The 25611-nt window shown below is 37.8% G+C and carries 25 protein-coding genes; 17 read left to right on the top strand and 8 right to left on the bottom strand.

Features of this window, described 5'->3' with window-relative positions; all coding sequences use genetic code 11:
• The first annotated feature begins 269 nt into the window (after positions 1-269).
• Positions 270-602, top strand: a complete 333-nt coding sequence (locus FNW21_RS13370; RefSeq protein ID WP_144257260.1) for a single-stranded DNA-binding protein — start codon at positions 270-272, stop codon at positions 600-602.
• 188 nt (positions 603-790) lie between these two features.
• Here the strand turns inward: FNW21_RS13370 and FNW21_RS13365 are convergent, their stop codons facing one another.
• From FNW21_RS13365 to metG, 4 genes are all read right to left on the bottom strand, one after another.
• Positions 791-1420 carry a chloramphenicol acetyltransferase gene (locus FNW21_RS13365; protein ID WP_144257259.1) on the bottom strand — a complete coding sequence of 210 codons (630 nt, stop codon included), beginning with the start codon at positions 1418-1420 and terminating at the stop codon, positions 791-793.
• Entirely contained in the window at positions 1417-2106 is a 690-nt protein-coding gene (locus tag FNW21_RS13360) for an HAD family hydrolase (protein WP_144257258.1), read from the bottom strand. The genes FNW21_RS13365 and FNW21_RS13360 overlap by 4 nt, the downstream gene beginning before the upstream one ends.
• Positions 2107-2146: 40 nt before the next feature.
• Positions 2147-2761, bottom strand: a complete 615-nt coding sequence (locus FNW21_RS13355; protein WP_144257257.1) for a transposase — start codon at positions 2759-2761, stop codon at positions 2147-2149.
• Between the two features lie 93 nt (positions 2762-2854).
• The gene (metG, locus tag FNW21_RS13350; RefSeq protein WP_144257256.1) at positions 2855-4939 is read right to left on the bottom strand and encodes a methionine--tRNA ligase; all 2085 of its coding nucleotides are present in this window, start codon (positions 4937-4939) and stop codon (positions 2855-2857) included.
• Positions 4940-5385: 446 nt separating this feature from the next.
• Here metG and FNW21_RS13345 point away from each other — a divergent pair, with 446 nt between their 5' ends.
• Positions 5386-10173 carry a T9SS sorting signal type C domain-containing protein gene (locus FNW21_RS13345; RefSeq protein ID WP_144257255.1) on the top strand — a complete coding sequence of 1596 codons (4788 nt, stop codon included), beginning with the start codon at positions 5386-5388 and terminating at the stop codon, positions 10171-10173.
• Positions 10174-10278: 105 nt separating this feature from the next.
• Here the strand turns inward: FNW21_RS13345 and FNW21_RS13340 are convergent, their stop codons facing one another.
• Positions 10279-10734 carry a DinB family protein gene (locus tag FNW21_RS13340; protein WP_144257254.1) on the bottom strand — a complete coding sequence of 152 codons (456 nt, stop codon included), beginning with the start codon at positions 10732-10734 and terminating at the stop codon, positions 10279-10281.
• Between the two features lie 73 nt (positions 10735-10807).
• Between FNW21_RS13340 and FNW21_RS13335 the strand changes: the two genes are divergently transcribed.
• The 5 genes from FNW21_RS13335 (at position 10808) to nadD (ending at position 13860) form a co-directional block, all read left to right on the top strand.
• On the top strand, positions 10808-11164 hold the full coding sequence (locus FNW21_RS13335) for an arsenate reductase family protein (RefSeq protein WP_144257253.1): 357 nt from the start codon (positions 10808-10810) through the stop codon (positions 11162-11164).
• A 62-nt stretch (positions 11165-11226) separates the two neighbouring features.
• Positions 11227-12087 (top strand): YicC/YloC family endoribonuclease, encoded by an 861-nt coding sequence (locus tag FNW21_RS13330; RefSeq protein WP_144257252.1) that lies wholly within the window; start codon positions 11227-11229, stop codon positions 12085-12087.
• 27 nt (positions 12088-12114) lie between these two features.
• Complete coding sequence (locus FNW21_RS13325; protein ID WP_144257251.1) at positions 12115-12630, top strand: MepB family protein; 516 nt, start codon at positions 12115-12117, stop codon at positions 12628-12630.
• Entirely contained in the window at positions 12627-13199 is a 573-nt protein-coding gene (gmk, locus tag FNW21_RS13320; protein WP_144257250.1) for a guanylate kinase, read from the top strand. The genes FNW21_RS13325 and gmk overlap by 4 nt, the downstream gene beginning before the upstream one ends.
• Before the next feature lie 61 nt (positions 13200-13260).
• A complete protein-coding gene (nadD, locus tag FNW21_RS13315; RefSeq protein ID WP_144257249.1) occupies positions 13261-13860 on the top strand; it encodes a nicotinate (nicotinamide) nucleotide adenylyltransferase in 600 nt (199 codons plus the stop codon).
• A 126-nt stretch (positions 13861-13986) separates the two neighbouring features.
• Here the strand turns inward: nadD and FNW21_RS13310 are convergent, their stop codons facing one another.
• Positions 13987-14883: a LysR family transcriptional regulator gene (locus tag FNW21_RS13310; protein WP_144257248.1), complete on the bottom strand. Its 897-nt coding sequence runs from the start codon at positions 14881-14883 to the stop codon at positions 13987-13989.
• Positions 14884-15043: 160 nt separating this feature from the next.
• Here FNW21_RS13310 and FNW21_RS13305 point away from each other — a divergent pair, with 160 nt between their 5' ends.
• Together FNW21_RS13305 and FNW21_RS13300 are read left to right on the top strand one after the other, a co-directional pair.
• Positions 15044-15730 carry a type 1 glutamine amidotransferase domain-containing protein gene (locus tag FNW21_RS13305; protein WP_144257247.1) on the top strand — a complete coding sequence of 229 codons (687 nt, stop codon included), beginning with the start codon at positions 15044-15046 and terminating at the stop codon, positions 15728-15730.
• Between the two features lie 4 nt (positions 15731-15734).
• Complete coding sequence (locus FNW21_RS13300) at positions 15735-16898, top strand: iron-containing alcohol dehydrogenase (protein WP_144257246.1); 1164 nt, start codon at positions 15735-15737, stop codon at positions 16896-16898.
• 107 nt (positions 16899-17005) lie between these two features.
• Here the strand turns inward: FNW21_RS13300 and FNW21_RS13295 are convergent, their stop codons facing one another.
• Together FNW21_RS13295 and FNW21_RS13290 are read right to left on the bottom strand one after the other, a co-directional pair.
• Positions 17006-18877, bottom strand: a complete 1872-nt coding sequence (locus tag FNW21_RS13295) for a M1 family metallopeptidase (RefSeq protein ID WP_144257245.1) — start codon at positions 18875-18877, stop codon at positions 17006-17008.
• A gap of 116 nt (positions 18878-18993) precedes the next feature.
• Complete coding sequence (locus FNW21_RS13290; RefSeq protein ID WP_144257244.1) at positions 18994-19860, bottom strand: MBL fold metallo-hydrolase; 867 nt, start codon at positions 19858-19860, stop codon at positions 18994-18996.
• A gap of 161 nt (positions 19861-20021) precedes the next feature.
• Between FNW21_RS13290 and FNW21_RS13285 the strand changes: the two genes are divergently transcribed.
• The 8 genes from FNW21_RS13285 to FNW21_RS13250 all read left to right on the top strand — a co-directional run bounded on the left by FNW21_RS13285 (position 20022) and on the right by FNW21_RS13250 (position 25611).
• Complete coding sequence (locus FNW21_RS13285) at positions 20022-20351, top strand: HesB/IscA family protein (RefSeq protein WP_144257243.1); 330 nt, start codon at positions 20022-20024, stop codon at positions 20349-20351.
• Positions 20352-20388: 37 nt separating this feature from the next.
• Positions 20389-20604, top strand: coding sequence for a four helix bundle protein (locus tag FNW21_RS13280; protein ID WP_144257242.1), 216 nt, complete (start codon positions 20389-20391; stop codon positions 20602-20604).
• A 213-nt stretch (positions 20605-20817) separates the two neighbouring features.
• Positions 20818-22266, top strand: a complete 1449-nt coding sequence (sufB, locus tag FNW21_RS13275; RefSeq protein ID WP_144257241.1) for a Fe-S cluster assembly protein SufB — start codon at positions 20818-20820, stop codon at positions 22264-22266.
• A gap of 41 nt (positions 22267-22307) precedes the next feature.
• Positions 22308-22511, top strand: a complete 204-nt coding sequence (locus tag FNW21_RS13270) for a DUF2683 family protein (RefSeq protein WP_144257240.1) — start codon at positions 22308-22310, stop codon at positions 22509-22511.
• The gene (locus FNW21_RS13265) at positions 22502-22774 is read left to right on the top strand and encodes a Txe/YoeB family addiction module toxin (protein ID WP_144257239.1); all 273 of its coding nucleotides are present in this window, start codon (positions 22502-22504) and stop codon (positions 22772-22774) included. Before FNW21_RS13270 ends, FNW21_RS13265 begins: the two co-directional genes overlap by 10 nt.
• A 13-nt stretch (positions 22775-22787) precedes the next feature.
• The gene (gene sufC / locus FNW21_RS13260) at positions 22788-23534 is read left to right on the top strand and encodes a Fe-S cluster assembly ATPase SufC (protein WP_144257238.1); all 747 of its coding nucleotides are present in this window, start codon (positions 22788-22790) and stop codon (positions 23532-23534) included.
• An 18-nt stretch (positions 23535-23552) separates the two neighbouring features.
• Positions 23553-24746: a DNA cytosine methyltransferase gene (locus FNW21_RS13255; protein WP_144257237.1), complete on the top strand. Its 1194-nt coding sequence runs from the start codon at positions 23553-23555 to the stop codon at positions 24744-24746.
• Entirely contained in the window at positions 24739-25611 is an 873-nt protein-coding gene (locus FNW21_RS13250; protein WP_144257236.1) for a Bpu10I family restriction endonuclease, read from the top strand. Before FNW21_RS13255 ends, FNW21_RS13250 begins: the two co-directional genes overlap by 8 nt.

Here is a 25611-nt window from a genome sequence, read left to right as displayed (position 1 = left end):
TACCATTTCGGTACAAATATCCCACAACGCTATATCCAACAATCCCAAGCCATGATTTCCTAGCGAGTGGTTTAACAATCAACCAAATATACTAAAAAATTTCCATTTACAAACGGTTACAAATAGTTACAACCGAAAGTAAGCAGTTAGCAACCGACTACTATCCCCAACCCACCGCATCTTTGCCAAGTCGGAATCAAACAACGCAATTGCACTGTTTATTTCAATTACAAAAAATATACACACTAACACTTTAAAATTTACACGCCATGAACAACATGAAAAACAGAGTACAATTGATTGGGAACGTAGGAAACGATCCAGAAATTAAAAATTTAGACGGAGGAAAAAAACTAGCCAATTTTACCCTCGCAACCAAAGACAGTTATAAAAACGACAAAGGCGAGAAAGTAGAACAAACCGAATGGCACCGATTAACCGCTTGGGGAAAAACTGCCGAAATCATCGAAAAATACGTGACAAAAGGACTTCAAGTGGCCATTGACGGCAAATTAACCCACCGCAGCTACGACGACAAAAATGGCGAAAAACGCTATATTACGGAGGTTGTAATAAATGAAGTAATGCTTTTAGGGAAATAAATTCCGCTTGCAACAATAAGTCGCAGTTGACAATCGTATTTCGATTGTGAACTGCGATTTTTTTATTTTATAACTTGAAAGCAAGCTAAATCCAGCGGTATCTTTGAAAAAATCTAAAATAGAAAAAAATTAGTTTTTATCTGCGTTTTGGAATAACAATTCGTTTCAGCAGCATTCCAATTTGCGCTTTATTCATTCATCAATTCCTGAAAATAATCCACAAATTGTCCCACATGCCAACCATCCATCAACCCGTGGTGCACGTGAACGGACATAGGCATGGATTTTTTTCCATCCTCTGAAATAGTCATTTTACCAAACGAAATCTTGGGACAACTATCCGGAAAACGATAACTTCGAGCATGCGAAAGCGACGTAAAATCCAACCACGGAATCGCCGAAAAATGAATGACATTGTCCTGGTCAAAAGTTCTTGTAAAAAGTCCCGTAGTGTTTTGAATTCGTTCCATTTCGGTTAGTGCAATTTTCTCAAAAACTTCAAAATCAGGGTGGTATTCTATTAATGAAAACCCAAAAGTACCGTCGGCTCTGCCTATGGTTGCAGAACCATCAATTTGTTGATTGACATCAATAGCCTCAACTGAAATGCGGTATTTGAAATTCTCAATCGCATTTACTGCCACCAATGTTTTATGCAAATAGTATATAAAAAACGAAGTCCCCAATTCCTTGGCTTTGGCGTATCCTTTGGTGCAATCTACCCGTACAGTAACCCCAAAAAAGGGTTCCTCCATTTGTTTAAAGAACAAAAAATGCTCTTTTCGGTTCCAATTTTCTAGGTCTAAACGTGTTTTCATAAGGTAATAACCGTTAAAACTTCTTGGATGGTTGCAAAAGCATGAAAATTAGCATGCACCACCGTATGATCAATTTTTTCGTGTGCCCAAGTCGTGTGAAACGGAATATGAACGGCGTGTCCGCCAATGGCCAAAACCGGTAAAACATCCGATTTTAAGGAATTGCCAATCATAAAAAATTCCTCTGGCTGAATTTCTAACCGTTTGATGAGATCCAAATAATCGGTTTCCTGCTTGTCTGACATGACTTCGATGTGGTGAAAATAATGCCCTAAACCGGAATTGTGTAGTTTGCGGCGTTGGTCGAGCAAATCGCCTTTGGTGGCAACTACTAATTTGTATTTGCCTTGCAAAGCCGCCAAGGTTTCCTCGACACCCGCTAATAAAACGATTGGTTTTTCGAGTAATTCTTTTCCGTATTGAATGATTTTTTCGACAACTTCAATGGGAATGGTGTGGTTCGAAATGGTTATTGCTGCCTCAATCATCGAGAGAATATACCCTTTGATGCCGTAACCGTACAATTTGAGATTGCCAATTTCTATCTTGAATAACTCCTTCGAAATGCCTTGATGCGACAAATAATCTTCCATCAATCCACAGAATTTTTTCTCGGTTTCGTCAAAGTAGGTTTCATTGATAAATAAGGTGTCATCAGCGTCGAAGGCAATTACTTTTAGGTTCATTTGGATTATTTGGATTTTGTTATTAAACGTTTTACCGAAATTAACTATAAAATTTATCTTCTTTCCAATTCACAACGTTTTTTTCTATATAATTCTGGATTCGGTTAAACGATTTTGAATCCCAGATAATGTTATCAAAAAAACGTTCTTGCCATCCAAAATCAGCATAGATATAATGTGCGTGTTTGGATACAACCGATTTGTAGGAACGTATAATGGTGGAAATCGTACCTGGTTTTGGCGAAATTTTCGACATTTTTTTGTTTGTATTATTCGTATTGTTCGTATTGTTCGTATTGTTCGTAGAGACGTTGCAGTGCAACGTCTCTACACGCAACGTTTCTAAAACAGAATCATCCACAATATTCGATTTGTCGATTATCAATATTCCGTGAACGTGATTGGGTATTACCTGATAATTTCCTAATTCTACAAATGGAAAATGTTTGGGGATTTCTTCCCAAAATTTATTTGCCAATTCCCCATTTTCATTGAATTGCATTTCGTTCTCACCATAAACACAAACGATTTTTCCAAAAAAATGTTCTCTGTTTCCAGTACAAATCGTAATAAAATAAGCACCATTGTTTCCATAATCCCAATTTTTTAATCGGGTGGACGAAATGCGGTATTTATTTTTGAATTTGTTTGTCATTAGTTATGATTTATTATGAATATTCCCCGGGTAAATACGTTGCGTTCTTGTAGAGACGTTGCAGTGCAACGTCTCTACAAAACCCAAACGCATTTACGAAATCCCTTCCCCATTCCCAACTCCATCCACATCTGGGTTTACGAATGCCAATTTACCGTCGGGCAAATTGGTCATCAAAATCATACCTTGGCTTTCTACGCCACGCAGGTTTCTAGGCGCTAGATTTACAAGAACCGTTACGCGTTTCCCAATGATATCTTCTGGTTTAAAACTTTCGGCAATCCCGGAAACGATTGTGCGAACGTCAATTCCGGTATCTACTTTCAAAATCAAAAGCTTGTTGGCTTTCGGCATTTTTTCGGCTTCTAGGATGGTTCCCACACGGATGTCCATTTTGCCAAAATCTTCAAACTGGATTAAATCTTTTTGAGGTTCGACCACTTTATTTTCGGCTTTGTTGGCGGTTTTAGTGGCTTCTAGTTTGTCTATTTGTTTTTGGATTTCTTCGTCCTCAATTTTAGAAAATAATAATTCGGCTTCTCCAATTTGGTGACCCGCAGGTAGTAAATCAGAATTTGTAGCAACAGTATTCCAGGTTATTTTCGTCGTAGAGACGTTGCAGTGCAAGGTCTCTACACCCAAAATTCTGGATAATTTCGTTGCTGTAAACGGTAAAAACGGTTCACACAAAACCTGTAACGCTGCTGCAATTTGCAAGGCTACATACATTTGGGTTTGCACACGGGCAGGATCTGTTTTGATCATTTTCCAAGGCTCTTCGTCGGCCAAATATTTGTTTCCAAGTCTTGCCACATTCATCATTTCGCCTAAAGCTTCACGGAATCTGTATCGTTCTAATGAACTCGAAATCACTGCTGGATACGCTTTCAATTCGGTCAAAGTCGCTTCGTCAACTTCTGACAGTTCATTTGGTTGAGGTACAATTCCTTCGTAATATTTGTTGGTTAAAACTACCACACGATTAATGAAATTGCCATAAATCGCAACCAATTCGTTGTTATTTCTCGCCTGAAAATCTTTCCAGGTAAAATCATTGTCTTTGGTTTCGGGAGCATTCGAAGTTAGTGCATAACGCAAAACATCTTGCTGGTTTGGAAAATCTTCCAAATATTCGTGCAACCAAACCGCCCAGTTTTTGGACGTCGACAATTTGTTGCCTTCTAAATTCAAGAATTCATTGGCAGGCACATTGTCTGGCAAAATGTAACTTCCTTCGGCTTTTAGCATCGCAGGGAAAATTACACAGTGAAAAACAATATTGTCTTTCCCGATGAAGTGAACCAATTTGGTTTCGGCATCTTTCCAATAGGGTTCCCAGTCTTTTCCTTCTCTCGCAGCCCATTCTTTGGTAGACGAAATATAGCCAATTGGCGCATCAAACCACACGTATAATTTTTTTCCTTCGGCACCTGCAACCGGAACGTCAATTCCCCAATCCAAGTCACGAGTTACGGCACGAGGTTCTAATCCTCCGTCAATCCACGATTTTACTTGTCCGTACACATTGGGTTTCCAGTCGTTTTTATGCCCAACGAGAATCCATTCTTTCAAGAAATCTTCATAACGATCCAAAGGCAAAAACCAGTGTTTTGTAGATTTTAAAACAGGCGTTTCTCCCGTAATGGTTGATTTTGGATTAATCAAATCCGTAGCGTTCAAAGTCGATCCACATTTTTCGCATTGGTCACCATAGGCTTCTTCGTTGCCACATTTTGGACACGTTCCCACCACAAAACGGTCGGCCAAAAACTGATTGGCTTTGGCATCATACAATTGCTCGGTTACTTCCTCAATAAAATCGCCTTGTTCGTACAATTTCTTGAAAAATTCCGAAGCGGTATCGTGATGAATTTTTGCCGAAGTCCTCGAATAATTATCAAATGAAATACCGAAATCCGAGAACGATTTACGAATAATTCCATCGTATTTATCAATTACTTCTTGTGGCGTTATGCCTTCTTTCTTGGCTTTCATCGAAATAGCAACGCCGTGTTCATCGCTTCCGCAAACAAATAAAACGTCTCTTCCCTGCAAACGCAAATAGCGGGAATATATGTCCGAAGGCACGTAAACCCCCGCCAAATGCCCAATGTGAATAGGTCCGTTCGTATAAGGCAATGCCGCTGTAATGGTATATCTTTTTGGATTCTGTATCATGATTCAATTTTATTGAGTGCAAAAATAAGATTTTTTATGATAGTATGGAGACAAGTCACGACTAGTCCAGAGCAATGGCTTTTAACCCCAAATATTTGCACGATATAAAATTTGCCCACAGATAATACGGATTTAAGATATTAGCAAGGAATTTTTGTTATTTAAAGCCCGATATCGCAAAAAGTGGTTTTACCATCATCAAGAGCTTGAAAAGTTGTCTTTATGAGACATTTTTATCCAAATACTAAAAACTATAACCAAAAATATTTTCTTCGATAGAGAATAGTTGAACGTAAAAACTATTTGCGGATAATTTAAGTACTTGCCAATTAATTACTGATAGTGCTTTTGTTTTAACATAAAAGTGATTTTTTATTTTTAAAGCGTTTTTAAAACGGCTATATTTGCAATATTAGGGTTGTAAATTTATTTTAAATCAATATGTTATGAAGAAAAATATACTTTTTAGAAGCACAAAAAATTCGTTTTTATTAGTGCTTTTTATGTTATTGGTCGTTTCATTTGCCCATGCGGCTACAATAACCAGTACCGCTACCGGTGGAACTTGGTCAGTAGGAACTTCTTGGTTAGGAGGAGTTGCTCCTGCTGCTACGGATACCGTTATTATTGCCACAACAGCTGGTAATAGCGTTACATTGGGCGGAGGTACAAGTATTGTTAATGTTACTGTCAATTCAGCGGCTACGTTGAATATTGCCAATAGAACACTTACAACAACAGGATTTTTTACAAATAATGGTTCGGTAACGGGAACAACTGGAGTAGTAGCACTTACAGGAAATTTTACCAATTCAGGTAGTTTTACCTTGAGTACAGGAAGACTTACTATTGCAACAGGTAATTTCTCGAACACAAGTACTGGAACTGTTACCTATACCGGAGCGGGAAGATTGCTTTTGGGTGGAAATTATTCGAATGCGGGAACGGTTACGCTTTTATCGGCATTAGTTCAATTTACAGGAACAGCCAATCAATCGATTCAAAGTTTTACTACAACGGGTACAGTTAGCATGCTCAAAACAGGAGGAACAGCAACGTTTACTGGGAATATAACTGGTGGAGGTTTGACCATTAACGGGACTGGAGGAACGTTGAGTTTAGTTTCTGGGACACATACTTTTACAAAAACATGGACAAGAACAGCTGGGACACTCAATTGTGGCTCGAGTTTACTAAAAATAGGAACTAGTGTTTCTGGTACTGGTGGCACCTTTATTCCAGGAACAGGAACGGTAGAATATTATAGAGCAGGAAATCAAACGGCAGCTGTACTAGCGTATAACAATTTAACACTTTCGGGATCGGGAATTAAAACTTTTGCAACCACACCTACTGTTAACGGGAAACTTACTCTAGGAGGAACAGCTACTGTAGTAGTAACAACAGGAGTGGTTACTTATGGTGCCAATGCGACCTTGCAATACGACACCACCAATATCAGAACTGCCACTTCCGAAGAATGGGTAACTCCTTTCAACGCCTTGGGCGGAATTGTTATTAATGGCACACAAATTATTACACTCAATACTGCCAAAGTTATGGGAGTATCCAGTCCGCTTACTATTACTAGTGTAGGGAAATTAGCAACAGCAGATCTCGGACTGACTTTTGGTGGAAATTTTGTAAATAGTGGCACACTAACCGCCGGAAGTTCGTCCATTGATATTACCAATACTATGGCAACTCAAAGTATTGCTGGTTTTACTACAACGGGACTGGTTACCATGACCAAAACATCCGGTACAGCAACTTTTGGTGGTAATATAAGTGGTGCAGGACTGACCCTTACTGGTGCAGGAACATTAAATTTAGGTATTAGTTTAACCCATGCCTTTACAGGAGCTATAACCTTAACTAGCGGAACTTTGAACGGAGGTTCTAGTACCTTGAATGCTACTTTTACAGGAACGGCTTGGGCTGGAACAGGATCAAATTTTAGTTGCGGAACAGGAACAGTTAATTTTGGTGGGGCAGGGCAAACTTTGGCGACAGCCTCGATATTTAATAAACTGATTTTTTCTGGTTCAGGGACAAAAACACTTACGGGTGTACCAACGGTAAACGGTACCCTATCGATGGAGGGAACAGCAACGGTATCAGCAGCCCCAACTTATGGTGCCAATGCCACATTGCAATACAATAGATCGGTTGCGCAAGTTTCAGGTCTGGAATGGATTGCGACATTTGTTGCAACAGGAGGTGTAAGTATTATAAATACTGGAATTGTAACTGCTAACGGTATCAAAACAATAAATGCTACATCTGGATTGATAATAGCTGGAGGAGCTACTTTGGACAACGGTGGATTTGCCATTTCGGGAGCTTCTACGCTAACGGTTTCTAATTTAGGAACTTTAAAAGTAAGTGGAACGAGTGTTTTTCCTGTTTTTACAACTACCTCTTTAAGCACAACCAGTACCGTAAACTATAGCGGAACGGCGCAAACAGTTGCTGTAAAAAGCTACGGAATTTTGCTTTTGAGCAATTCAGGTAATAAAACATTTGCGGGAGCAACAACTATTACGGGCGAATTAGGTATTAGCGGTACAGCTGTAGCATTGCTGCTTAACGGAAGCACCTCAACAGCTGGAACATTAACCTTTGCGGGAGTGTTACAAACCACTTTGGGATCTTATGGAGGAACGATCTCACCAGCAACCAATCAAAATGCAACTTGGTTTGGAAGCACCACTACAGGAATTGTAAATGTATTGACTTCCTGCTTGGCAGGAACTTGGATTGGACTCACCAATACTGATTGGAATACCGTTGGAAACTGGTGTGGCGGAAGCATTCCAACAGCGTCTACGGATGTTACTATTGGAACTGCCGCTAATCAACCCATCGTTGGGGCATCAGGAGGTTTATGCCGAAACATTACTATTATTACTGGAGCTACTTTGACTGTGTCAGGTTCCAATACCTTGACCGTAAGCGGCAACTGGACGAACAACGGAAGTTTTGTACCCAATACAAGTACCGTGAGTTTTAATGGTACCACGGCGCAAACTATTGGCGGCTCAAATGCTACAACTTTTAATAATTTAGCCATTGCCAATACTAGTGCTGCGGTTACAGCTACTAGAGGAATTACTGTAAATGCCGTCTTGGATATTGCTAATATAGCATCGGTTTTGGATATGAGTACTTTTGTTTTAACAGCTGGTGGAAGCTTTTCTACTACTGGGATAGGACAACTCAAAACAGCCAATACGGCTAGCACGCCAATCCCAACAGGTAAAACATGGAATAACACCGTAATTTTTTCGAGTGCAACAGGAGGACAAACGGTTGTAGCGGGAACGTATAATGGTACGCCAGCTTTGGAATTAGACAATACTTCAGGAACTCAAACAGCATCGGGCAACATCGTGACAGGTGGGCAATTAAATATTAATAATGGAGGAACGCCCATTTTTGATATGAATGGTTTTAATTTGACCACCAATGCTTTGAATGTAGTAGCACCAAATTCGGTTTTGGATATGCGAGGCGGTACATTACTCTACACAACTGCACCCTCAATGGACGGGAAAGTTCGTTTCTCTGGGATTACTAATGGCACGCCCTTTTCGTCAGGAACAGTCGAGTATTATGGAGCAACCCAAACGGTAACCGCGGGTGATTATTTTAAACTTTTGTTTACTGGTGCTGGAGGTGTTTACACGATGGCAAGTGATGTTGATGTAGCAAATACGCTCACAATTACAAATGGTGGCGTTACGCTTCAAGACGGTTTTGCCTTGACTGTAGGCGATGCCGTTACTGTTACTAATCCTGGAACATTGACTATTGAAAACAATGCTAGCTTGGTACAAACGACTTTTACAGGAGCTAATGTTGGGGATATAATTGTAAAAAGAAATACCTCCCCATTACTCGAATATGACTTTACCTTCTGGGCGTCACCAACTAGCGGAACACAAACTTTGAATAATTTTGCACCAAATTCATTAGGAGATAAATTTTATATATATGATAATGATTATATTAATATAAGTCCTTACACAACTGTTTTTGACCCAGGAATTGGCTACGTTATTCGAGCGGCACAAGGAACAAGCTCAAGCATACCAACTGTTGACACCTCCTCCGCATTTCAAGGAGTTCCTAATAACGGTACAATTACCATTCCCGTTACTGTACGACCATCAGACTCGTTAGGAGAACGATTAATAGGCAATCCATATCCATCTGCAATTGATGCGGATGCATTTATAGACGCAAATATTACTACGGGAACAGGAACACAAACCATCTCGGGAACATTGTATTTCTGGACACACAACAGTAGACCAGTTGGCAATAATTATTTAGACGCTGATTATGCTACGTATACCAAAGCTGGCGGAGCTGGAGTATTAACGGGGAGTGCTAATATATCGGCTCCAACACAATTCATTCCATCAGGTCAGGGCTTTTTTGTTGAAGTAGATGCTCCTGGTGATGTGGTATTTGACAATACAATGCGAGATATTAATAATACAAATACTAATTTTTACAAAACAGGTTCAACCAAAAAATCTAAAAGTGTCTTGAGTGAAACCGATAGAATATGGCTCAATTTAACCAACGGCGTTTCAGGAAGCCAAACTTTAGTAACCTATATAACCAATGCTACTAATGATTTTGACCCTGGTTATGACGGTTTGGTTTACAATGATTTACAACCATTTGCTTTGTTTAGTCTTTTAGGAACTGACAAGTTAGTTATTCAAGGCAGAGCATTACCTTTTACAGATTCGGACATGGTGCCTTTAGGATATTCTATCAACCTTGCTGGCGATGCAACTATAGCAATTGACCACGTAGATGGATTGTTTCTTGATGATCAAGGAATTTATCTGGAGGACAAACTAACGAATGTAATATGGGATTTAAAATCAGATCCGTATATGTTCACATCCGAGGTTGGAACCTTCAATGACCGTTTCGTGTTGCGTTATACCGCAGCTTTAGGAACAACTGATTTTAATGCTTTGAACAAATCGGTGCTAGTTTCTAAAGATAAAAAAGAATTAAAGATCACATCAACCGTTGCTGCAATCAAACAAATTGCCGTATTTGATGTTTTAGGCCGAAGTATTTTTGACAAAAAAGAAATCAACGCTAACGAATTTAAGACTAGCACAATATCTTTAAGTAACCAAATTGCGATTGTAAAAGTAACTTTGGAAGACGGAAAAATACTCACCAAAAAAGTAGCTTTCTAGCAAATACCAAAGTCCTTTTCAAAATACAATTCAATATTGTTTTAGAATGCCCCAAAAAGTCAATTACTATTTTGGGGCATTCCTGTTTTTAAGGGATAAAAGTGGTTAAACGAACTTTCGAATACTCATCATAATCCCCACATGTAATCCTTCGTGAAAAGCATTAAAAAGCATGGCATCCTCGGTAGATTTTAAAACAAAACCCGTAGAAGTAGGATATTCGACAAAATTTTGAAACAGTTTTTCATTATAATCTAGTTCCATTTTGTCAATTGTTGGTAGCAATACCGTCTTAATTTCATCGACTTCGGCTTGAGTGACGTCGTGTTCTGGCTTGGTTCCTTTTCGATATTTATCAATCAATTCTTCGGAAACCAACATAGGCAAACCCGATAATTTATACACCAATACTTGCTGGGTAACCAGAATATGACCAATATTCCAAATCAAATTATTGCTAAAACCCTCGGGGATTTTATTGAGTTGTTCCAAGGTGTAGTTCTCTAGAAATTGAGTCGCCCATTTTCTACTTATTCTATTAATTTCAAATGTGTGTTGCATGGTTATTTTTTTGCATAAAATTAATCATTTTAACCATCAAATGGTTTTCTTTGTATTTAGAAATCCAAAAAAAATGAACACCATATACTACCTCGCCTCTTGCGACACCTGCCGAAAAATTATAAAATCACTTCCAAAAGACCATAATTTAGCTTTTCATGACATCAAGCAAGACCCCATAACGGTAGCAGAACTCGAGAAAATGCACGAACTTTCAGGGAGTTACGAAGCATTGTTTAGCAAAAAAGCACAATTGTACAAATCGATGGATTTAAAAAACAAATCCCTCACCGAAGCCGATTATAAAAAATACATCTTGGAACACTACACTTTTTTGAGTCGTCCCATTTTTATCATTGATGGCAAAATTTACATTGGCAACACGCAACAAAACATGCTGCAGGTGATGAAGGCTTTAAATAAGGAGTAGGACGTCAAACCCTATATTAATGACCACTTTTTCCTTATCTTTGACCACTTTTAGAAAAAAATATGATACAATCGATGACCGGTTTTGGTAAAGCCACTTTGCAATTACCAACCAGAAAAATTACAGTTGAAGTAAAATCCTTAAACAGCAAAGGCTTGGACTTAAGTGTTAGAATGCCGTCGCTTTACCGCGAAATGGAGCTGGGTTTACGCAATCAAATTGCCTTGAAACTAGAAAGAGGTAAAGTAGATTTTTCTATTTTTATCGAAAGTACCGCAGAGCAAACCTCAACCAGAGTAAATGTTCCCATTGTAAAAGCGTACATCAATCAATTGCGAGAAGTCTATGCCAATGCCGACGAAACCGAGTTGATGAAAATGGCCGTCCGCATGCCCGATACCATGAAAATTGAGCGTGACGAAATAGACGAAAATGACTGGGTTCAAATCCAAACTGTTATCGAAGAGGCGTTGCAAAATATCTTGACTTTCAGAAAAGACGAAGGACAATCCCTAGAAAAAGAATTCCAATTAAGAATTGGAAATATTCGCCAATACATGAATGACGCTTTGGCGTTGGATCCAGAACGTGTTCAAGCCATAAAAGACCGCTTGCAAACCGCCATTGCCGAGCTAAAAGTCAATGTAGACGAAAACCGTTTCGAGCAAGAACTCATTTATTACTTGGAAAAACTGGATATTACCGAGGAGAAAGTACGCTTGACCAACCACCTCGATTATTTCCTAGAAACCATCAACGGAACGGAGGCCAATGGAAGAAAACTAGGCTTCATTACCCAAGAAATGGGACGCGAAATCAACACCATGGGATCCAAATCGAATCATGCCCAAATGCAAAAATTGGTCGTGATGATGAAGGATGAATTAGAGAAGATTAAGGAGCAAGTTTTGAATGTGTTGTAAGATTTTAGAAAAAAGAGAAAAGTAAAGATGGATTCCATTTTAACTGAAACCAAAAAAATTCTTTTCGACAGTTGCGGTTTTGAACTATCGAATGTTGTTGTAGAGAAAGAAAGTTCGGACTATGGGGCACATCGGTTAGGGGTAAATGGTTTAAAAATTGTTCTTCGTCAGGCAAAAATAACACCTACAAAAACAGGACAATTCGTTACTTTGTGGAAACGAAAAACCAAGAAAAGCCCAATTGAACCCTTCGAAATTTCAGACGATATTGACTTGTTTGTGATAAATGTAAAAACCAAAAGCAATTTTGGACAATTTGTATTCCCTAAAGCGGTGCTTGTTGAAAAAGGAATTGTTTCCCATAAAAAAGAGGGCAAAAGAGCGATTCGAGTATATACAATTTGGGATTTGGTAGAAAACAAACAAGCTCAAAAAACACAGAAATGGCAATTAGATTATTTTTTAGAAATACCAATAACAGGAATTTTAGATAGCAGTAGAGCGAAATTACTTTATTCAAAAAACAGCATTAATACACAATGAAAAAAGGAAAATTAATTGTATTTTCAGCACCATCGGGTTCAGGGAAAACCACTATTGTTAGGCATTTGTTAAGCAAGGAAGACTTGAATTTAGAGTTCTCCATCTCGGCGGCTACACGTGAGGCGCGTGGCGAAGAAATAAGTGGCAAAGATTATTACTTTATGTCGCTTTCTGATTTTAAAAACCACATCAAAAACGACCATTTTGTCGAGTGGGAAGAAGTCTATAGAGATAATTTTTACGGCACCTTAAAAAGTGAAGTAGAACGTATATGGGCTCTTGGAAAAAACGTTATTTTTGACATTGATGTCGCCGGAGGTTTGCGCATCAAGCATAAATTTCCCGAGGAAACCTTGGCTGTTTTTGTAAAACCACCCAGCGTGGACGAACTCAAACGAAGACTAAAGGAACGCTCCACCGAAACCGACGAAAAAATCAACATGCGCATTGCCAAAGCCCACGTTGAATTGGCTACTGCACCACAATTTGATGTCGTTATCAAAAATTATGATTTGAATATCGCCCTCGAGGAAGCCTATCAATTAGTAAAGGATTTTGTGAAAGAATAAACTCTAACACCTTAACTTTTTTTAGCGTTTTCCATTTTTTAGATTCTTTAGCTATAGCACAATGAAAATAGGACTTTATTTTGGGACCTTTAACCCCATTCATGTTGGACACCTCATCATTGCCAATCACATGGCAGAACATGCTGATTTAGATCAAGTTTGGATGGTGGTAACCCCACACAATCCGCTCAAAAAGAAAAGCACTTTACTCGACGATTACCACCGTTTACAAATGGTGCACCTTACCACCGAGGATTTCCCTAAAATAAAACCATCCGATATAGAGTTCAAGTTAGCGCAACCCAATTATACGGTAAATACGCTGGTTCACTTGCAGGAAAAACATCCCAATTACGTTTTTTCATTAATTATGGGCGAGGACAATTTGAAATCGTTGCACAAATGGAAAAACTACGAAGCGATTCTGGAAAACTATGAGATTTATGTCTACCCGCGCATTTCATCCGACCCTAAAAACGAACTGGAAAATCAAAATAATGCGCTAAAAAACCATCCAAAAATTCACATGATAGACGCTCCCGTGGTCGAAATATCAGCGACCTTTATTCGGGAAAACATCAAAAAAAGCAAAAACGTGCAGCCACTTTTACCCGCAAAAGTTTGGGATTATATTGACCATAATAATTTTTATAGGAAGTAAGTAATAAGCATAATTTAATGTCGTGTTTTAAAATCTAACGAAATGATATAACCGACTAATATCTAGTGATTTTACGTAATTTTAGGTCTTTCGACTTTACGACATTTAAACTTTAGACTTACTTAATTACCCTAAAACCGCCATCAATTCTAAAGCGATACTTTCAAAAATTGCACTCAAATTGTTGTTTTTTCCTGATAATAAAAACACATCCGTAGCTGGCATTTGCGGACTATTCCAGACCAATTGCAGTTTTTTGTTTGCAATAAATGTTGTGGCGTTTACATTCCAAGCCACCGCAATTCCCGTGTTTTTAGAAAGAATTTCTAACATTTCATATTCGGAGGGAATGATGTAATTAGGCACCATCGAGGGACGTTTTTTGTTAAAAACATGCAACCAAAACACTTTGATGTGCGGAATTCTAGCATCGTAACTAAACCATTTTTGTTCGTTTAACCACTGCTCGGTACCTAGTAAGTCGTTCTTTTCTATATTTTTTTTTACATCTGTAAGATCAATAGTAGCGGAGCTCACAATAATTTGCTTGATTTCGCCCACCTTTTTCTGGATGGTATCAAAGGTGTCGTACTGCTGGGTAACGATGGCAAAATCAATTTTTTTGGTGTCGACCAATTCAAAAAGAGCTTCGTTTTTATGAAAGCTGAAATCGATAAAATCAAATTTTGAAAGCAGTACACTGCCCAAACTGCTCATTAAATGCCTAGAAATTCCAACCGAAATTAACCTATTGGCATTAAAAGCTTTGGCTCGAAAACCATTCTCGACATTCTCTAATCGGTCTAAAGCGTCAATAATTAAGTTATTGAGCAACTTGGCATAATCCGTTGCTTCTACGCCTTTTGATTTCCGGTTAAATAATTTGTACCCCACATGTGCTTCTAGCATGGCTATTTGCTGGCTTACAGCAGGTTGACTGATGAATAATTCTTTGGCAGCCAAAGAAAAATTGCCGTTTTTATACACCGATTTGAATGTTCGGTACCATTCGAGATTGACCATGATATAATTATATTTATCACAAACATAACTTAAATTATTTTTACAAATAACATAATAGCCCTAAATTTGTATCAACAAAAAGCAGTTGTAGTTACAATTGCATTTTTTAAACGAATACGAACCGCAAATTGCTTACCGCTTTTGCACAAAAATAAAAAAAATGAAAAAAGTATTATTTGTTGTTACCAGTCACGATAAACTAGGCAACACAGGCGAAAAAACAGGTTTTTGGACAGAGGAATTAGCAGCACCTTATTATGCACTTGCGGATCAAGGTGTGCATATTGACATTGCAACTCCTCTGGGCGGACAACCTCCAATTGACCCAAAAAGTGCGGATCCATCGGCTGCGACCGAAGATACCAAACGATTTGATGCCGATACCGTTTTATTAGAAAAACTTAAAAATACACTTCCATTAGCCACCATTAATCAAGCGGATTATGATGCCGTTTTTTATCCAGGAGGTCACGGACCACTTTGGGATTTGGCCGAAGATGCCACTTCAATTGCGTTAATCGAGGCATTTTATACCCACAACAAACCCGTTGGTTTTGTATGCCATGCACCCGGAGTTTTGAAAGATGTAAAAGTAAATGGCGATTTCTTGGTGAAAGGAAAAAACGTAACAGGATTTTCTAATACCGAAGAAGAAGCCGTAGGATTAACCACTATTGTTCCTTTCTTGCTAGAAGACGTTTTACAAAAAAACGGTGCTATTTACAGCAAAATAGCCGATTGGCATCCGTATGCTGTAGAGGATGGATTGCTTATTACGGGTCAAAATCCAGCTTCGTCTAAACTGGTTGCCGAAAAATTATTGGCGCAATTAAATTCAAAAAAATAAAATCATGCTCAATTTTGAATTGTACAATCCTACCAAAATCATTTTTGGAAAAGAACAAATAGAAAAATTACCAACGCTGGTTCCGGCAAATGCCAAAATTATGCTGGCGTATGGCGGTGGAAGTATTTTTAAGAATGGTATTCACGACCAAGTGCTCCAAAGTCTAGCAGGATTTGATATTGTAGAATTTGGAGGAATCGAAGCCAACCCGCATTTTGAAACTTTGATGAAAGCGGTGGCGGTTATAAAAGCCGAGAAAATCGATTTTATCCTTGCCGTAGGTGGCGGAAGTGTGATTGATGGCGTAAAATTTATTTCGGCGGCGGTTCCTTTTGAAGGAAATCCAATTGATATTCTCAAAAAGAGAATTCTTTTCAAAGAAGGTGCCACTGTACTACCCTTTGGAACGGTTTTGACTTTGCCAGCAACGGGAAGCGAAATGAACTCGGGAGCTGTAATTACAATAGAAGCCACTCACGAGAAACTTGATTTTGGTGGATCAGCGATGTTTCCAAAATTCTCTATTTGCGACCCAACGGTAATTGATTCTTTGCCCAAAAGGCAACTTCAAAATGGAGTTATCGATGCCTACACCCATGTTTTGGAGCAATATTTAACCTATCCACATGACGGGTATTTGCAAGATCGCATCGCCGAGAGTATCCTGCAAACCTTGATTCAAGTAGGTCCAGCCGTGGTCGAAAACCCTACGGATTATGCTTTGGCTTCCAATTTTATGTGGAGTTGTACCATGGCATTGAACGGATTAATTCAAAAAGGAGTGCCTTCGGATTGGGCAACGCACATGATTGGGCACGAATTAACGGCTTTGTACGGAATTGATCATGCTAGAACCTTGGCTATAATTGGGCCAAGTCTTTACACCGTTATGTTCGAAACCAAAAAAGGAAAACTAGCACAATACGGAAAACGCATTTTTAATTTAACAGGAACCGATGAGGAAATTGCCCATGCTGCTATAGCCCAAACGGTAACTTTTTTCCATACCATGGGAATGAAAACTAAATTATCCGAATGTACGGATGATTACCAGAAAGCTGCTGATTTTATTGTCAACCGATTTGAGGAAAGAGGTTGGAAAGCCTTGGGAGAAAGACAAAACATTACCCCAGATAAAGTTCGAGAAATAGTAGAGAGAAGTTATTAACTCGAAGTAAAACAAAAAAAATCCGTTGTGTATAAAAATGAAATCGTTTTATACACAACGGATTATTGCTGTTTTAAAGTGGCAGGAATAACACTTTATTTATGGCATTACTGCATAAAAACATTATTTTCTCGTTTAACATCGGCCATGAATTCACTTGGATCTATGGTTATTTTTTTGATGGTTTTAGAATTGGTTTTTAATGCAAAAGTATAGGTGGGATACGCCCACGCCCAATCGCTCAAAACGGTTCTTTTTACTGTAGGATTTTGATTTTCTTTCTCAAAACTCATCATTCGCAACGGAATGTAAAAACTTTCGGTGGCACCATCAGTATATTCAACAAGGAGGTCAATGGGCATGGGCATGCGTCCAATGCGTTCTAGAGTTACAGTTGTTGCCTCTGGATTTGCGTTTACTTCTTTGATTCCATAATCAATAGTATTGGTGGTTTCCGTCCAATCTGTCAAATACCAATCGAGGTTTGCTCCTGAAACCCGCTCGGCAGATCGCTTAATATCGTTAGGCGTAGGATGTTTGAATTTAAAATCGCTGTAATAGCGTTTTAGCGTTTTATCTAGGTTTTCTTTCCCAATTAAATACGCTAATTGTGTCAAAAAAATCTCGCCTTTACTGTAGGAAGTTGTGCTATACAAACTGTTTTCGTCATAACGATCGGCGTGGGTAGTTTGCGGTAATTCTTTGCCCGAGGCCACCATTTTATAATAGCCTTTGTAGGCATTTGCAAAAGGATTATCGGTCTTTTTATCGGCCACTTCATTCGACCCAAAATCTTCTAAATAGGAAGTAAATCCTTCGTCCATCCAACCGTGTTTGGATTCATTGGAAGCCAAAACATGTTGGAACCAAGAATGCCCCATTTCGTGTGCTATCAAACCTACCAATCCATCCAGTTTGCCCTTGCCAAGAATCAACGTACACATGGCATATTCCATTCCGCCATCGCCACCTTGAATCACAGAATATTGTTTATAGGGATAATCTCCCACTTTACTATTAAAAATAGTCATCAGTTGTACAATTTTGGGTTCGGCTTGTTTCCAGGTTGCCACCACTTTTTCGTCATTTTTATATAAAAAATGCAAATCGACATTATTGGGTGCTTTTAGCACATCATGAATGTAATTTTTATCAGCAGCCCAAGCAAAATCGTGAACCATTGGCGCATTAAAATGCCAAGTTAGCGTTTTGGTTTTTTTAGGAATTGCAACCACAACACCCGCATCTTGATAGCCATACCCTATTTCATTTTTGTTTAACAAATACCCTGAACCACCCAAAATATAGTCTTTATCGATGGTAATATTGACATCAAAATTGCCCCAAACGCCATGGAATTCCCGAGCAATATAAGGATCGGCATGCCAGCCTTCAAAATCAAATTCGGCTATTTTAGGATACCATTGCGTCATTGATAATTCGACACCTTCGGCATTATTTCGTCCTGAACGCCTGATTTGAATAGGAACTTGCCCTTCAAAATCAAGTGTAAAAGTAGTCGTAGCATGCGGTAATAATGGCTTTGCCAAAGTCACTTCGAGAATCGTTCCTACTTCTTTGGCAGTGGCAGAAACACCGTCTTGCTGGAAATTTTGAATTTTCAAAAACCCCATTTCATTGGGTTTTAAATTTTTTATCCTACTTTCTTTGACATCAACACCATTCACTTTGGTTTTGGTAATCATTCGGGCATCTGGATCTTTAATGCTTTGAATTCGGGCATCCATCTCACTTCCCGGCTGAAAAGCATTGGGATACAAATGGTAAAAAACCTTTCGCAAAGTATCCAAGGAATTGTTCGTGTACACTAACTCCTGCTTGCCTTTGTACTGATAGGTTTTTACATTCATTACCACATCCATTTTATAATCCACGTGCTGTTGCCAGTACGTGTTGCTTTGCGCCAAAAGGCTACTCAAAGGAAAAACCAACCAAGCCAAAAGAATACTTTTTTTCATAAGAAGTTATTATTTGTTTTTTGATTCCAATACCACGATGACTATTGGTTTGAAAATCAAAATACAAAGTTAAATATGCGCCTAAATTAGGTTTTTTTGTTATAAAAATAAAAATTTTAACGTGCTGCTATAATTTCATTTGCCGTAAATACTTCTTTTAACCAAATCCCTTTCTCGGTTTTTTCGACTGTAATAATTTCGTTGTAGGCGTCATGTTCCAAGAACAAATAATAACTTTTTTCGGCGGCGGTATCTAGAAATTTAGCTTTTTCGGGCATGGTTAATAAGGGTCTTGTATCATAGCCCATAACGTATGGCAACGGAATATGACCCGCTGTAGGCAGCAAATCGGCACAAAAAACAATTGTTTTATCTTGATATTGAATGTGCGGAATCATCATTTTTTCGGTGTGACCATCGGCAAAAAAAATCCCAAATCCCAACTCTGAATCCGCTTGAAAATCCCCGTTTTTTCTTTCTATAAAATGCAACTGTCCGCTTTCTTGCATGGGCAAAATGTTTTCGGACAAGAATGAAGCTTTCTCCCGAGCATTAGGCATAGTTGCCCATTCCCAATGGTTTTGGTTGGACCAGAATTTGGCGTTTTTAAAAGCGGGTTCGTACCCTGTTTTATTAGCATTCCATTGCACGCTTCCGCCACAATGATCAAAATGCAGATGCGTCAAAAAAACATCCGTAATATCCACCCGGTGGAAACCATATTGTGCCAAGGATTTGTCCAAGGAATGTGATCCCCAAAGGGAATAATACCCAAAAAATTTCTCGGATTGCTTGTTGCCCATTCCAGTATCAATCAAAATCAAGCGATTCCCGTCTTCAATCAAAAGACATCGTGCTGCGAGATCTATCAAGTTGTTTTGGTCGGCTGGATTGGTTTTGTTCCAAATTGTCTTTGGCACCACGCCAAACATAGCACCGCCATCGAGTTTGAAATTTCCAGTTTCTATTGGGTAGAGTTTCATTTTTATACTTTTATAAACGCAATTTAGGAAAATCGATTTGCTTTAATCAAAAACAGATAGACTTTTTCTATTTTATGATTGCTTATAAAAATGTTATCCGTTATGGAAAAACATTTTTATGCACTATCTTTGCGGTTAATTTAGACAAAATCAATATAACAATGATACAAGTTTCTGAATCAGCAAGCAAAAAAATTGTCGACATGATGAAAGACGACGGTTTTGATTCCGCCAAAGATTACGTTCGAGTAGGCGTAAAATCAGGCGGATGTTCTGGGTTGTCGTATGATTTGACTTTTGACAAAACCATAGGCGAAAATGACAAAATTTTTGAAGATAATAATATAAAAATTGCAGTCGAAAAAAAATCGTTCCTCTATCTCGCAGGAACAATTCTAGAGTTTTCGGGCGGATTGAACGGAAAAGGATTTGTGTTCAACAATCCAAACGCTAGTAGAACCTGCGGGTGTGGGGAATCGTTTTCACTTTAATCATTTAAAGATTGAAAAATTTAATAATTGAAAGATTATGACTAAATCGTTTGAAGAATTTGAAGTTTGTAAAAAATATATTCTTTTAACAAAATTAGTTTTCGAATTATTAAATAGTAAAAATTTTGATACAGAATTTGGTTTCAAAGATCAAATCAAAAGAGCTGTTGTTTCCATAACAAATAACATTGCTGAAGGTTCAGAATATAATAACAATCGACAATTTATTAGATTTTTAAAATATGCCAAATGAAGTTGCGCGGAAGTTAGAAACATGTTGCTATTGTCAAAAGAGTTAGGTTTTTGTGAGCAAGAAAATATTCAAATAAGTTATAACATGAGTATTGAAATTTCGCAAAACATATCAAATTTTATTAAAAATTTGAATTCTAAATTAGAAATAAGTAAATGATTTGAGATTTTAAGGTTTTTTAATCTTTAAATTTTTAATCTTTAAATTAAAAATATGTCAAAATACACCGAAGACGATTTAAAAATCGAACTAGAAAATAAAGAGTATGAATACGGATTTTATACTGAACTGGAATCGGAAACCTTTCCTATTGGGTTAAACGAGGATATTGTGCGTGCCATTTCCAAAAAGAAAGACGAACCCCAATGGATGACCGATTGGCGTATCGAAGCCTTTAGAGCTTGGGAACAAATGATTGAACCCGAATGGGCCAATGTACAGTATACCAAACCCGATTTTCAGGCCATATCCTATTATTCGGCACCCAAAACAATCGATCCCAACAAAACCTTGGACGATGTGGATCCTGAACTTTTGGAAATGTACAAAAAACTGGGCATCTCTGTAGATGAGCAAAAAATGATGAACAATGTAGCGATGGATATTGTGGTCGATTCGGTTTCGGTAGCCACCACTTTCAAGAAAACATTGGGCGAAAAAGGCATTATTTTTATGAGTATTTCCGAAGCCATTAAGGAACATCCCGAGCTGGTTCGGAAACATTTGGGAACCGTTGTGCCTCAAAAAGACAACTTTTATGCCGCCTTGAATTCGGCAGTTTTTTCCGATGGCAGTTTTTGTTATATCCCAAAAGGCGTTCGTTGCCCGATGGAACTTTCAACCTATTTCCGAATCAATCAAGCCGGAACCGGACAATTTGAAAGAACCCTTTTGATTGCCGACGAAGGCAGTTATGTATCTTATCTTGAGGGATGTACCGCTCCAAGTCGTGACGAAAACCAATTGCACGCCGCTGTAGTAGAACTGATAGCTATGGACAATGCCGAAATAAAATACTCGACCGTACAAAACTGGTATCCAGGAAATAAGGAAGGAAAAGGAGGGGTTTTTAACTTTGTAACCAAACGTGGCATTTGCGAAAAAAACGCCAAAATCTCGTGGACACAAGTAGAAACAGGTTCGGCCGTGACCTGGAAATACCCATCGGTGGTTTTGAAAGGCGATAACTCGGTAGGCGAATTTTATTCCATAGCCGTAACCAACAATTACCAGCAAGCCGATACCGGAACCAAGATGGTACATTTGGGAAAAAACACGAAGTCAACCATAATATCCAAAGGAATTTCGGCAGGAAAATCGCAAAATAGTTATAGAGGACTAGTAAAAATCAGTCCCAATGCCGAAAATGCACGCAATTTTTCGCAATGCGATAGTTTGTTAATGGGCAACAATTGTGGGGCACATACTTTTCCGTATATCGAAAGCAAAAATCCATCGGCCAAAATAGAACACGAGGCCACAACGAGTAAAATTGGCGAAGACCAAGTTTTTTATTGCAACCAACGAGGCATTCCAACCGAAAAAGCGATAGCCTTGATTGTAAATGGTTTTAGCAAAGATGTTTTGAATAAATTGCCTATGGAATTTGCGGTAGAAGCACAGAAATTGTTGGAGATTTCTTTGGAAGGTTCGGTAGGTTAATTTTTTGTAATTTAGAGGAACAATATCAAATTCAAATTGTTATGGATGTTATTTTAAAAAACGTTAAGAAAAAAGATTTACCCGTTTTAAAATCATTAGCAAAATCACTGGGTTTTGAAATCGAAAAAGAACACAAACCGTATAACCCAGAATTTGTAAAAGAGATTTTGGAGGCGGCAAAAGAAGTTAGAGAAGGAAAATACGTAAAAATTTCAATGGAAGAATTAGATAATCTATGGAAGTAAGATATTCTAAAAAAGCCGAAAAAGATTTAGCCTTTTGGTCAAAATCAGGAAATAAAATTATTATTAAAAAGATTTCCGAATTGATTAAAGCAATTCAAATAAATCCATTTGAAGGCATTGGAAAACCAGAAGCGTTAAAACACGACCTAATTGGATACTGGGCTAGACGAATTGATGCAGAACATAGAATTATTTATCAAATTATTGATGAGAGCACAATCGAAATCTTAAATATTATTTCCCTAAAAGGTCATTACGAATAAACAAATAAACAAAATGTTATCAATAAAAAATTTACACGCCTCCATTGGAGACAAAGAAATCCTTAAAGGAATCAACCTTGAAGTAAAAGCGGGAGAAATACACGCCATTATGGGACCAAACGGTGCTGGAAAAAGTACCCTTTCGGCCATTATTGCTGGAAACGAAAATTATGAAGTAACGGAGGATGAACTCTTTTTGGACGGCGAAGACCTATCCGATTTGGCACCAGAAGAACGAGCCCACAAAGGTGTTTTCTTGTCGTTTCAATATCCTGTAGAAATTCCAGGGGTTTCGGTAACCAATTTTATGCGTACCGCCATCAACGAATCTCGAAAAGCACAAGGAAAAGACGAAATGCCTGCCAACGAAATGTTGAAATTAATTCGTGAAAAATCCGAATTGCTAGAAATCGATCGCAAATTTTTATCTCGTTCCCTAAACGAAGGATTTTCGGGTGGCGAGAAAAAACGAAATGAGATTTTTCAAATGGCCATGCTCGAGCCTAAACTAGCCATTCTGGACGAAACCGATTCGGGATTGGATATCGATGCTTTGCGTATTGTGGCCAACGGCGTAAACAAATTGAAAAGCGACAAAAATGCCATCATCGTTATCACGCATTACCAACGATTGTTGGATTATATCGTTCCTGATTTTGTTCACGTATTGTACAATGGTAAAATTGTAAAATCAGGCGATGCTTCCCTAGCCTTGGAACTAGAAGAAAAAGGATACGACTGGATTAAAGCCGAAAACTAAAAACACAAACAACAATAAATGAATACATTAGACTTATTTTCTGGCTGTGGCGGTATGACTCTAGGGTTTACGTGGGCAGGATTTAAATCGGTTTTGGCTTCGGATATTGATGAAAATTGCGAAAAAACATTTGACACTAATTTCCCGAATGTTCCTTTTTTATGTGGCGATTTATCCACTTTCAAGAAGGAAGATTTTGACCAACATGTCAACGGTCAAAATGTCGATATTATTATAGGTGGCCCACCTTGTCAAGGATTTAGCCTTGCCAATAAATTACGAAATAAAGTTGCCGAAGATCCTAGAAATAGGTTGTTTTATGAGTTTATAAAAACCATAAACTGGTACAATCCCAAAGCATTTGTCATGGAAAACGTCAAAGGATTGCTTTCTATGCAAGCTGGCGAAGTTATCAAACAAATTATAAAAGAGTTTGAAGAAGCAGGAAATTCAGGTTATACGGTTCGGTTAAAAGTGCTAAAAGCGTCGGATTTTGGAGTACCACAATCCCGAGAAAGAGTGATTGTGATTGGGATAAGGAATGATTTGAATGTGATTCCCGAATTTCCAGAAAAAAAATACGCCAAGGAAGTTACGGTGGACGAAGCCATTTCGGATTTGCCCATTATAGCCGCCGGTCAAGGCACCGAAAAACAAAAATACGGCAAGAAAGAACAAAATGCCTATCAATCCTTTATGAGAAAGAACTCCAAAAGCGTTTCCAATCATATTGCGATGAAGCATACCGAAAGGCTAATTGCCCGTTTTCAAGCCATTCAACCGGGCAAAAACCTGTTGGATGTTTGGGACACACACGGAGCTGTGCAAAGAGGCAATCCCGCGGTGAAATCAGTGGTGAAATTCAGCCAAAATAATTTGCGTTTGCATGGCAATAAACCGGCACCAACTGTGGCGGCTTCCTTTCAAAGTAATTTTATTCATCCGTATTTAGACCGCAATTTTACAGCACGAGAAGGCGCACGATTGCAATCTTTTCCAGACGATTTCCTATTTGAAGGAATGCGCACCAAAATGAGCTGGGAAAAAGGATTGAGTCAGTACCAGCAAATAGGCAATGCAGTTCCGCCGCTTTTGGCTTATGAAATTGCTCTTAAAATAAAAGAAGTTCTCGAGAATGGAAATATAGAAAACGGGCTTGAAAAAGAACCATTTTTACAATTTAATGAGCCTAGAATAATTCATCATGACTAGAGAAAAAATAATTGAATTTTTGAAATCATTAGATCCAAAAAAATTAATTCACGCATCAAATTTTTTAGCAAAATTAAAAGTTTATGATTCTTCTTCATCAGAACAGAAAAAAGCTTTTGATGATTTATTACCAATTTACTATAATTACCTCCAAGAAAATCTGAAATTAAAAGGATTTTCAAATGAAATTATAGAACAAAGAACAGTTCTATTAAATAATTATTATAGTTTTATTTTTGAAAATAATTATGATAATATATTTAAATCACAATCTAAATTTAGACCTACAATTATTGAAGAATTTTTATATTTATTATTTAATGATTTGATTGAAGAATTAAAAATAAAAAATAAAGACGAAAAAGATGTTTTAAAAGTTGGGACAATAAAAGCATATTCAAATTTATATTTTACCGCAAAAAATCTTAACAATTTTATTAACGGACCAAGTGTTGGGATAAATACAAAAGATCAAGATTTTGCAATTTACAGACCTTTAAATCTTTCAATACAGGATATTGGCACATATTCAACTAACATTCCGGTAGTTTCAATAGAATGTAAAACATATATTGACAAAACAATGCTAGAAGGTTCGATTGCAACTGCTGAAAAAATAAAATCTGGAAATCCATATTCTCTTTTCATAATAATTACTGAAACTTATGAAGTAGATTTGAAAGTTGACCCTGTTTATTCTAGAATAAATCAAATTTATGTTTTAAGAAAAACCAAAAGAAAAGATGCAAATCAACCAATATATACAGATGTTTTAATAGATTTAGTAAATTTAATTAAAAATCATTTAGAAAGAGATTGGAGCGATATACAAAATAAATTAAGTAATCACGGCAAAATTATATAA

The sequence above is a fragment of the Flavobacterium restrictum genome, from assembly GCF_007097245.1.
Classification (GTDB): Bacteria; Bacteroidota; Bacteroidia; order Flavobacteriales; family Flavobacteriaceae; genus Flavobacterium; species Flavobacterium restrictum.
This window is presented reverse-complemented; position numbering and strand designations above follow the sequence as displayed.

Coding starts and splice junctions, on each gene's coding strand:
- FNW21_RS13295 (WP_144257245.1), bottom strand. CDS start 18,877: ATGAAAAAAAGTATTCTTTTGGCTTGGTTGGTTTTTCCTTTGAGTAGC.
- FNW21_RS13345 (WP_144257255.1), top strand. CDS start 5,386: ATGAAGAAAAATATACTTTTTAGAAGCACAAAAAATTCGTTTTTATTA.
- FNW21_RS13270 (WP_144257240.1), top strand. CDS start 22,308: ATGGATGTTATTTTAAAAAACGTTAAGAAAAAAGATTTACCCGTTTTA.
- sufB (WP_144257241.1), top strand. CDS start 20,818: ATGTCAAAATACACCGAAGACGATTTAAAAATCGAACTAGAAAATAAA.
- FNW21_RS13305 (WP_144257247.1), top strand. CDS start 15,044: ATGAAAAAAGTATTATTTGTTGTTACCAGTCACGATAAACTAGGCAAC.
- metG (WP_144257256.1), bottom strand. CDS start 4,939: ATGATACAGAATCCAAAAAGATATACCATTACAGCGGCATTGCCTTAT.
- FNW21_RS13255 (WP_144257237.1), top strand. CDS start 23,553: ATGAATACATTAGACTTATTTTCTGGCTGTGGCGGTATGACTCTAGGG.
- sufC (WP_144257238.1), top strand. CDS start 22,788: ATGTTATCAATAAAAAATTTACACGCCTCCATTGGAGACAAAGAAATC.
- FNW21_RS13250 (WP_144257236.1), top strand. CDS start 24,739: ATGACTAGAGAAAAAATAATTGAATTTTTGAAATCATTAGATCCAAAA.
- FNW21_RS13285 (WP_144257243.1), top strand. CDS start 20,022: ATGATACAAGTTTCTGAATCAGCAAGCAAAAAAATTGTCGACATGATG.
- FNW21_RS13300 (WP_144257246.1), top strand. CDS start 15,735: ATGCTCAATTTTGAATTGTACAATCCTACCAAAATCATTTTTGGAAAA.
- FNW21_RS13265 (WP_144257239.1), top strand. CDS start 22,502: ATGGAAGTAAGATATTCTAAAAAAGCCGAAAAAGATTTAGCCTTTTGG.
- gmk (WP_144257250.1), top strand. CDS start 12,627: ATGAAAAAAGGAAAATTAATTGTATTTTCAGCACCATCGGGTTCAGGG.
- nadD (WP_144257249.1), top strand. CDS start 13,261: ATGAAAATAGGACTTTATTTTGGGACCTTTAACCCCATTCATGTTGGA.
- FNW21_RS13365 (WP_144257259.1), bottom strand. CDS start 1,420: ATGAAAACACGTTTAGACCTAGAAAATTGGAACCGAAAAGAGCATTTT.
- FNW21_RS13325 (WP_144257251.1), top strand. CDS start 12,115: ATGGATTCCATTTTAACTGAAACCAAAAAAATTCTTTTCGACAGTTGC.
- FNW21_RS13280 (WP_144257242.1), top strand. CDS start 20,389: ATGACTAAATCGTTTGAAGAATTTGAAGTTTGTAAAAAATATATTCTT.
- FNW21_RS13370 (WP_144257260.1), top strand. CDS start 270: ATGAACAACATGAAAAACAGAGTACAATTGATTGGGAACGTAGGAAAC.
- FNW21_RS13335 (WP_144257253.1), top strand. CDS start 10,808: ATGAACACCATATACTACCTCGCCTCTTGCGACACCTGCCGAAAAATT.
- FNW21_RS13340 (WP_144257254.1), bottom strand. CDS start 10,734: ATGCAACACACATTTGAAATTAATAGAATAAGTAGAAAATGGGCGACT.
- FNW21_RS13360 (WP_144257258.1), bottom strand. CDS start 2,106: ATGAACCTAAAAGTAATTGCCTTCGACGCTGATGACACCTTATTTATC.
- FNW21_RS13290 (WP_144257244.1), bottom strand. CDS start 19,860: ATGAAACTCTACCCAATAGAAACTGGAAATTTCAAACTCGATGGCGGT.
- FNW21_RS13355 (WP_144257257.1), bottom strand. CDS start 2,761: ATGACAAACAAATTCAAAAATAAATACCGCATTTCGTCCACCCGATTA.
- FNW21_RS13330 (WP_144257252.1), top strand. CDS start 11,227: ATGATACAATCGATGACCGGTTTTGGTAAAGCCACTTTGCAATTACCA.
- FNW21_RS13310 (WP_144257248.1), bottom strand. CDS start 14,883: ATGGTCAATCTCGAATGGTACCGAACATTCAAATCGGTGTATAAAAAC.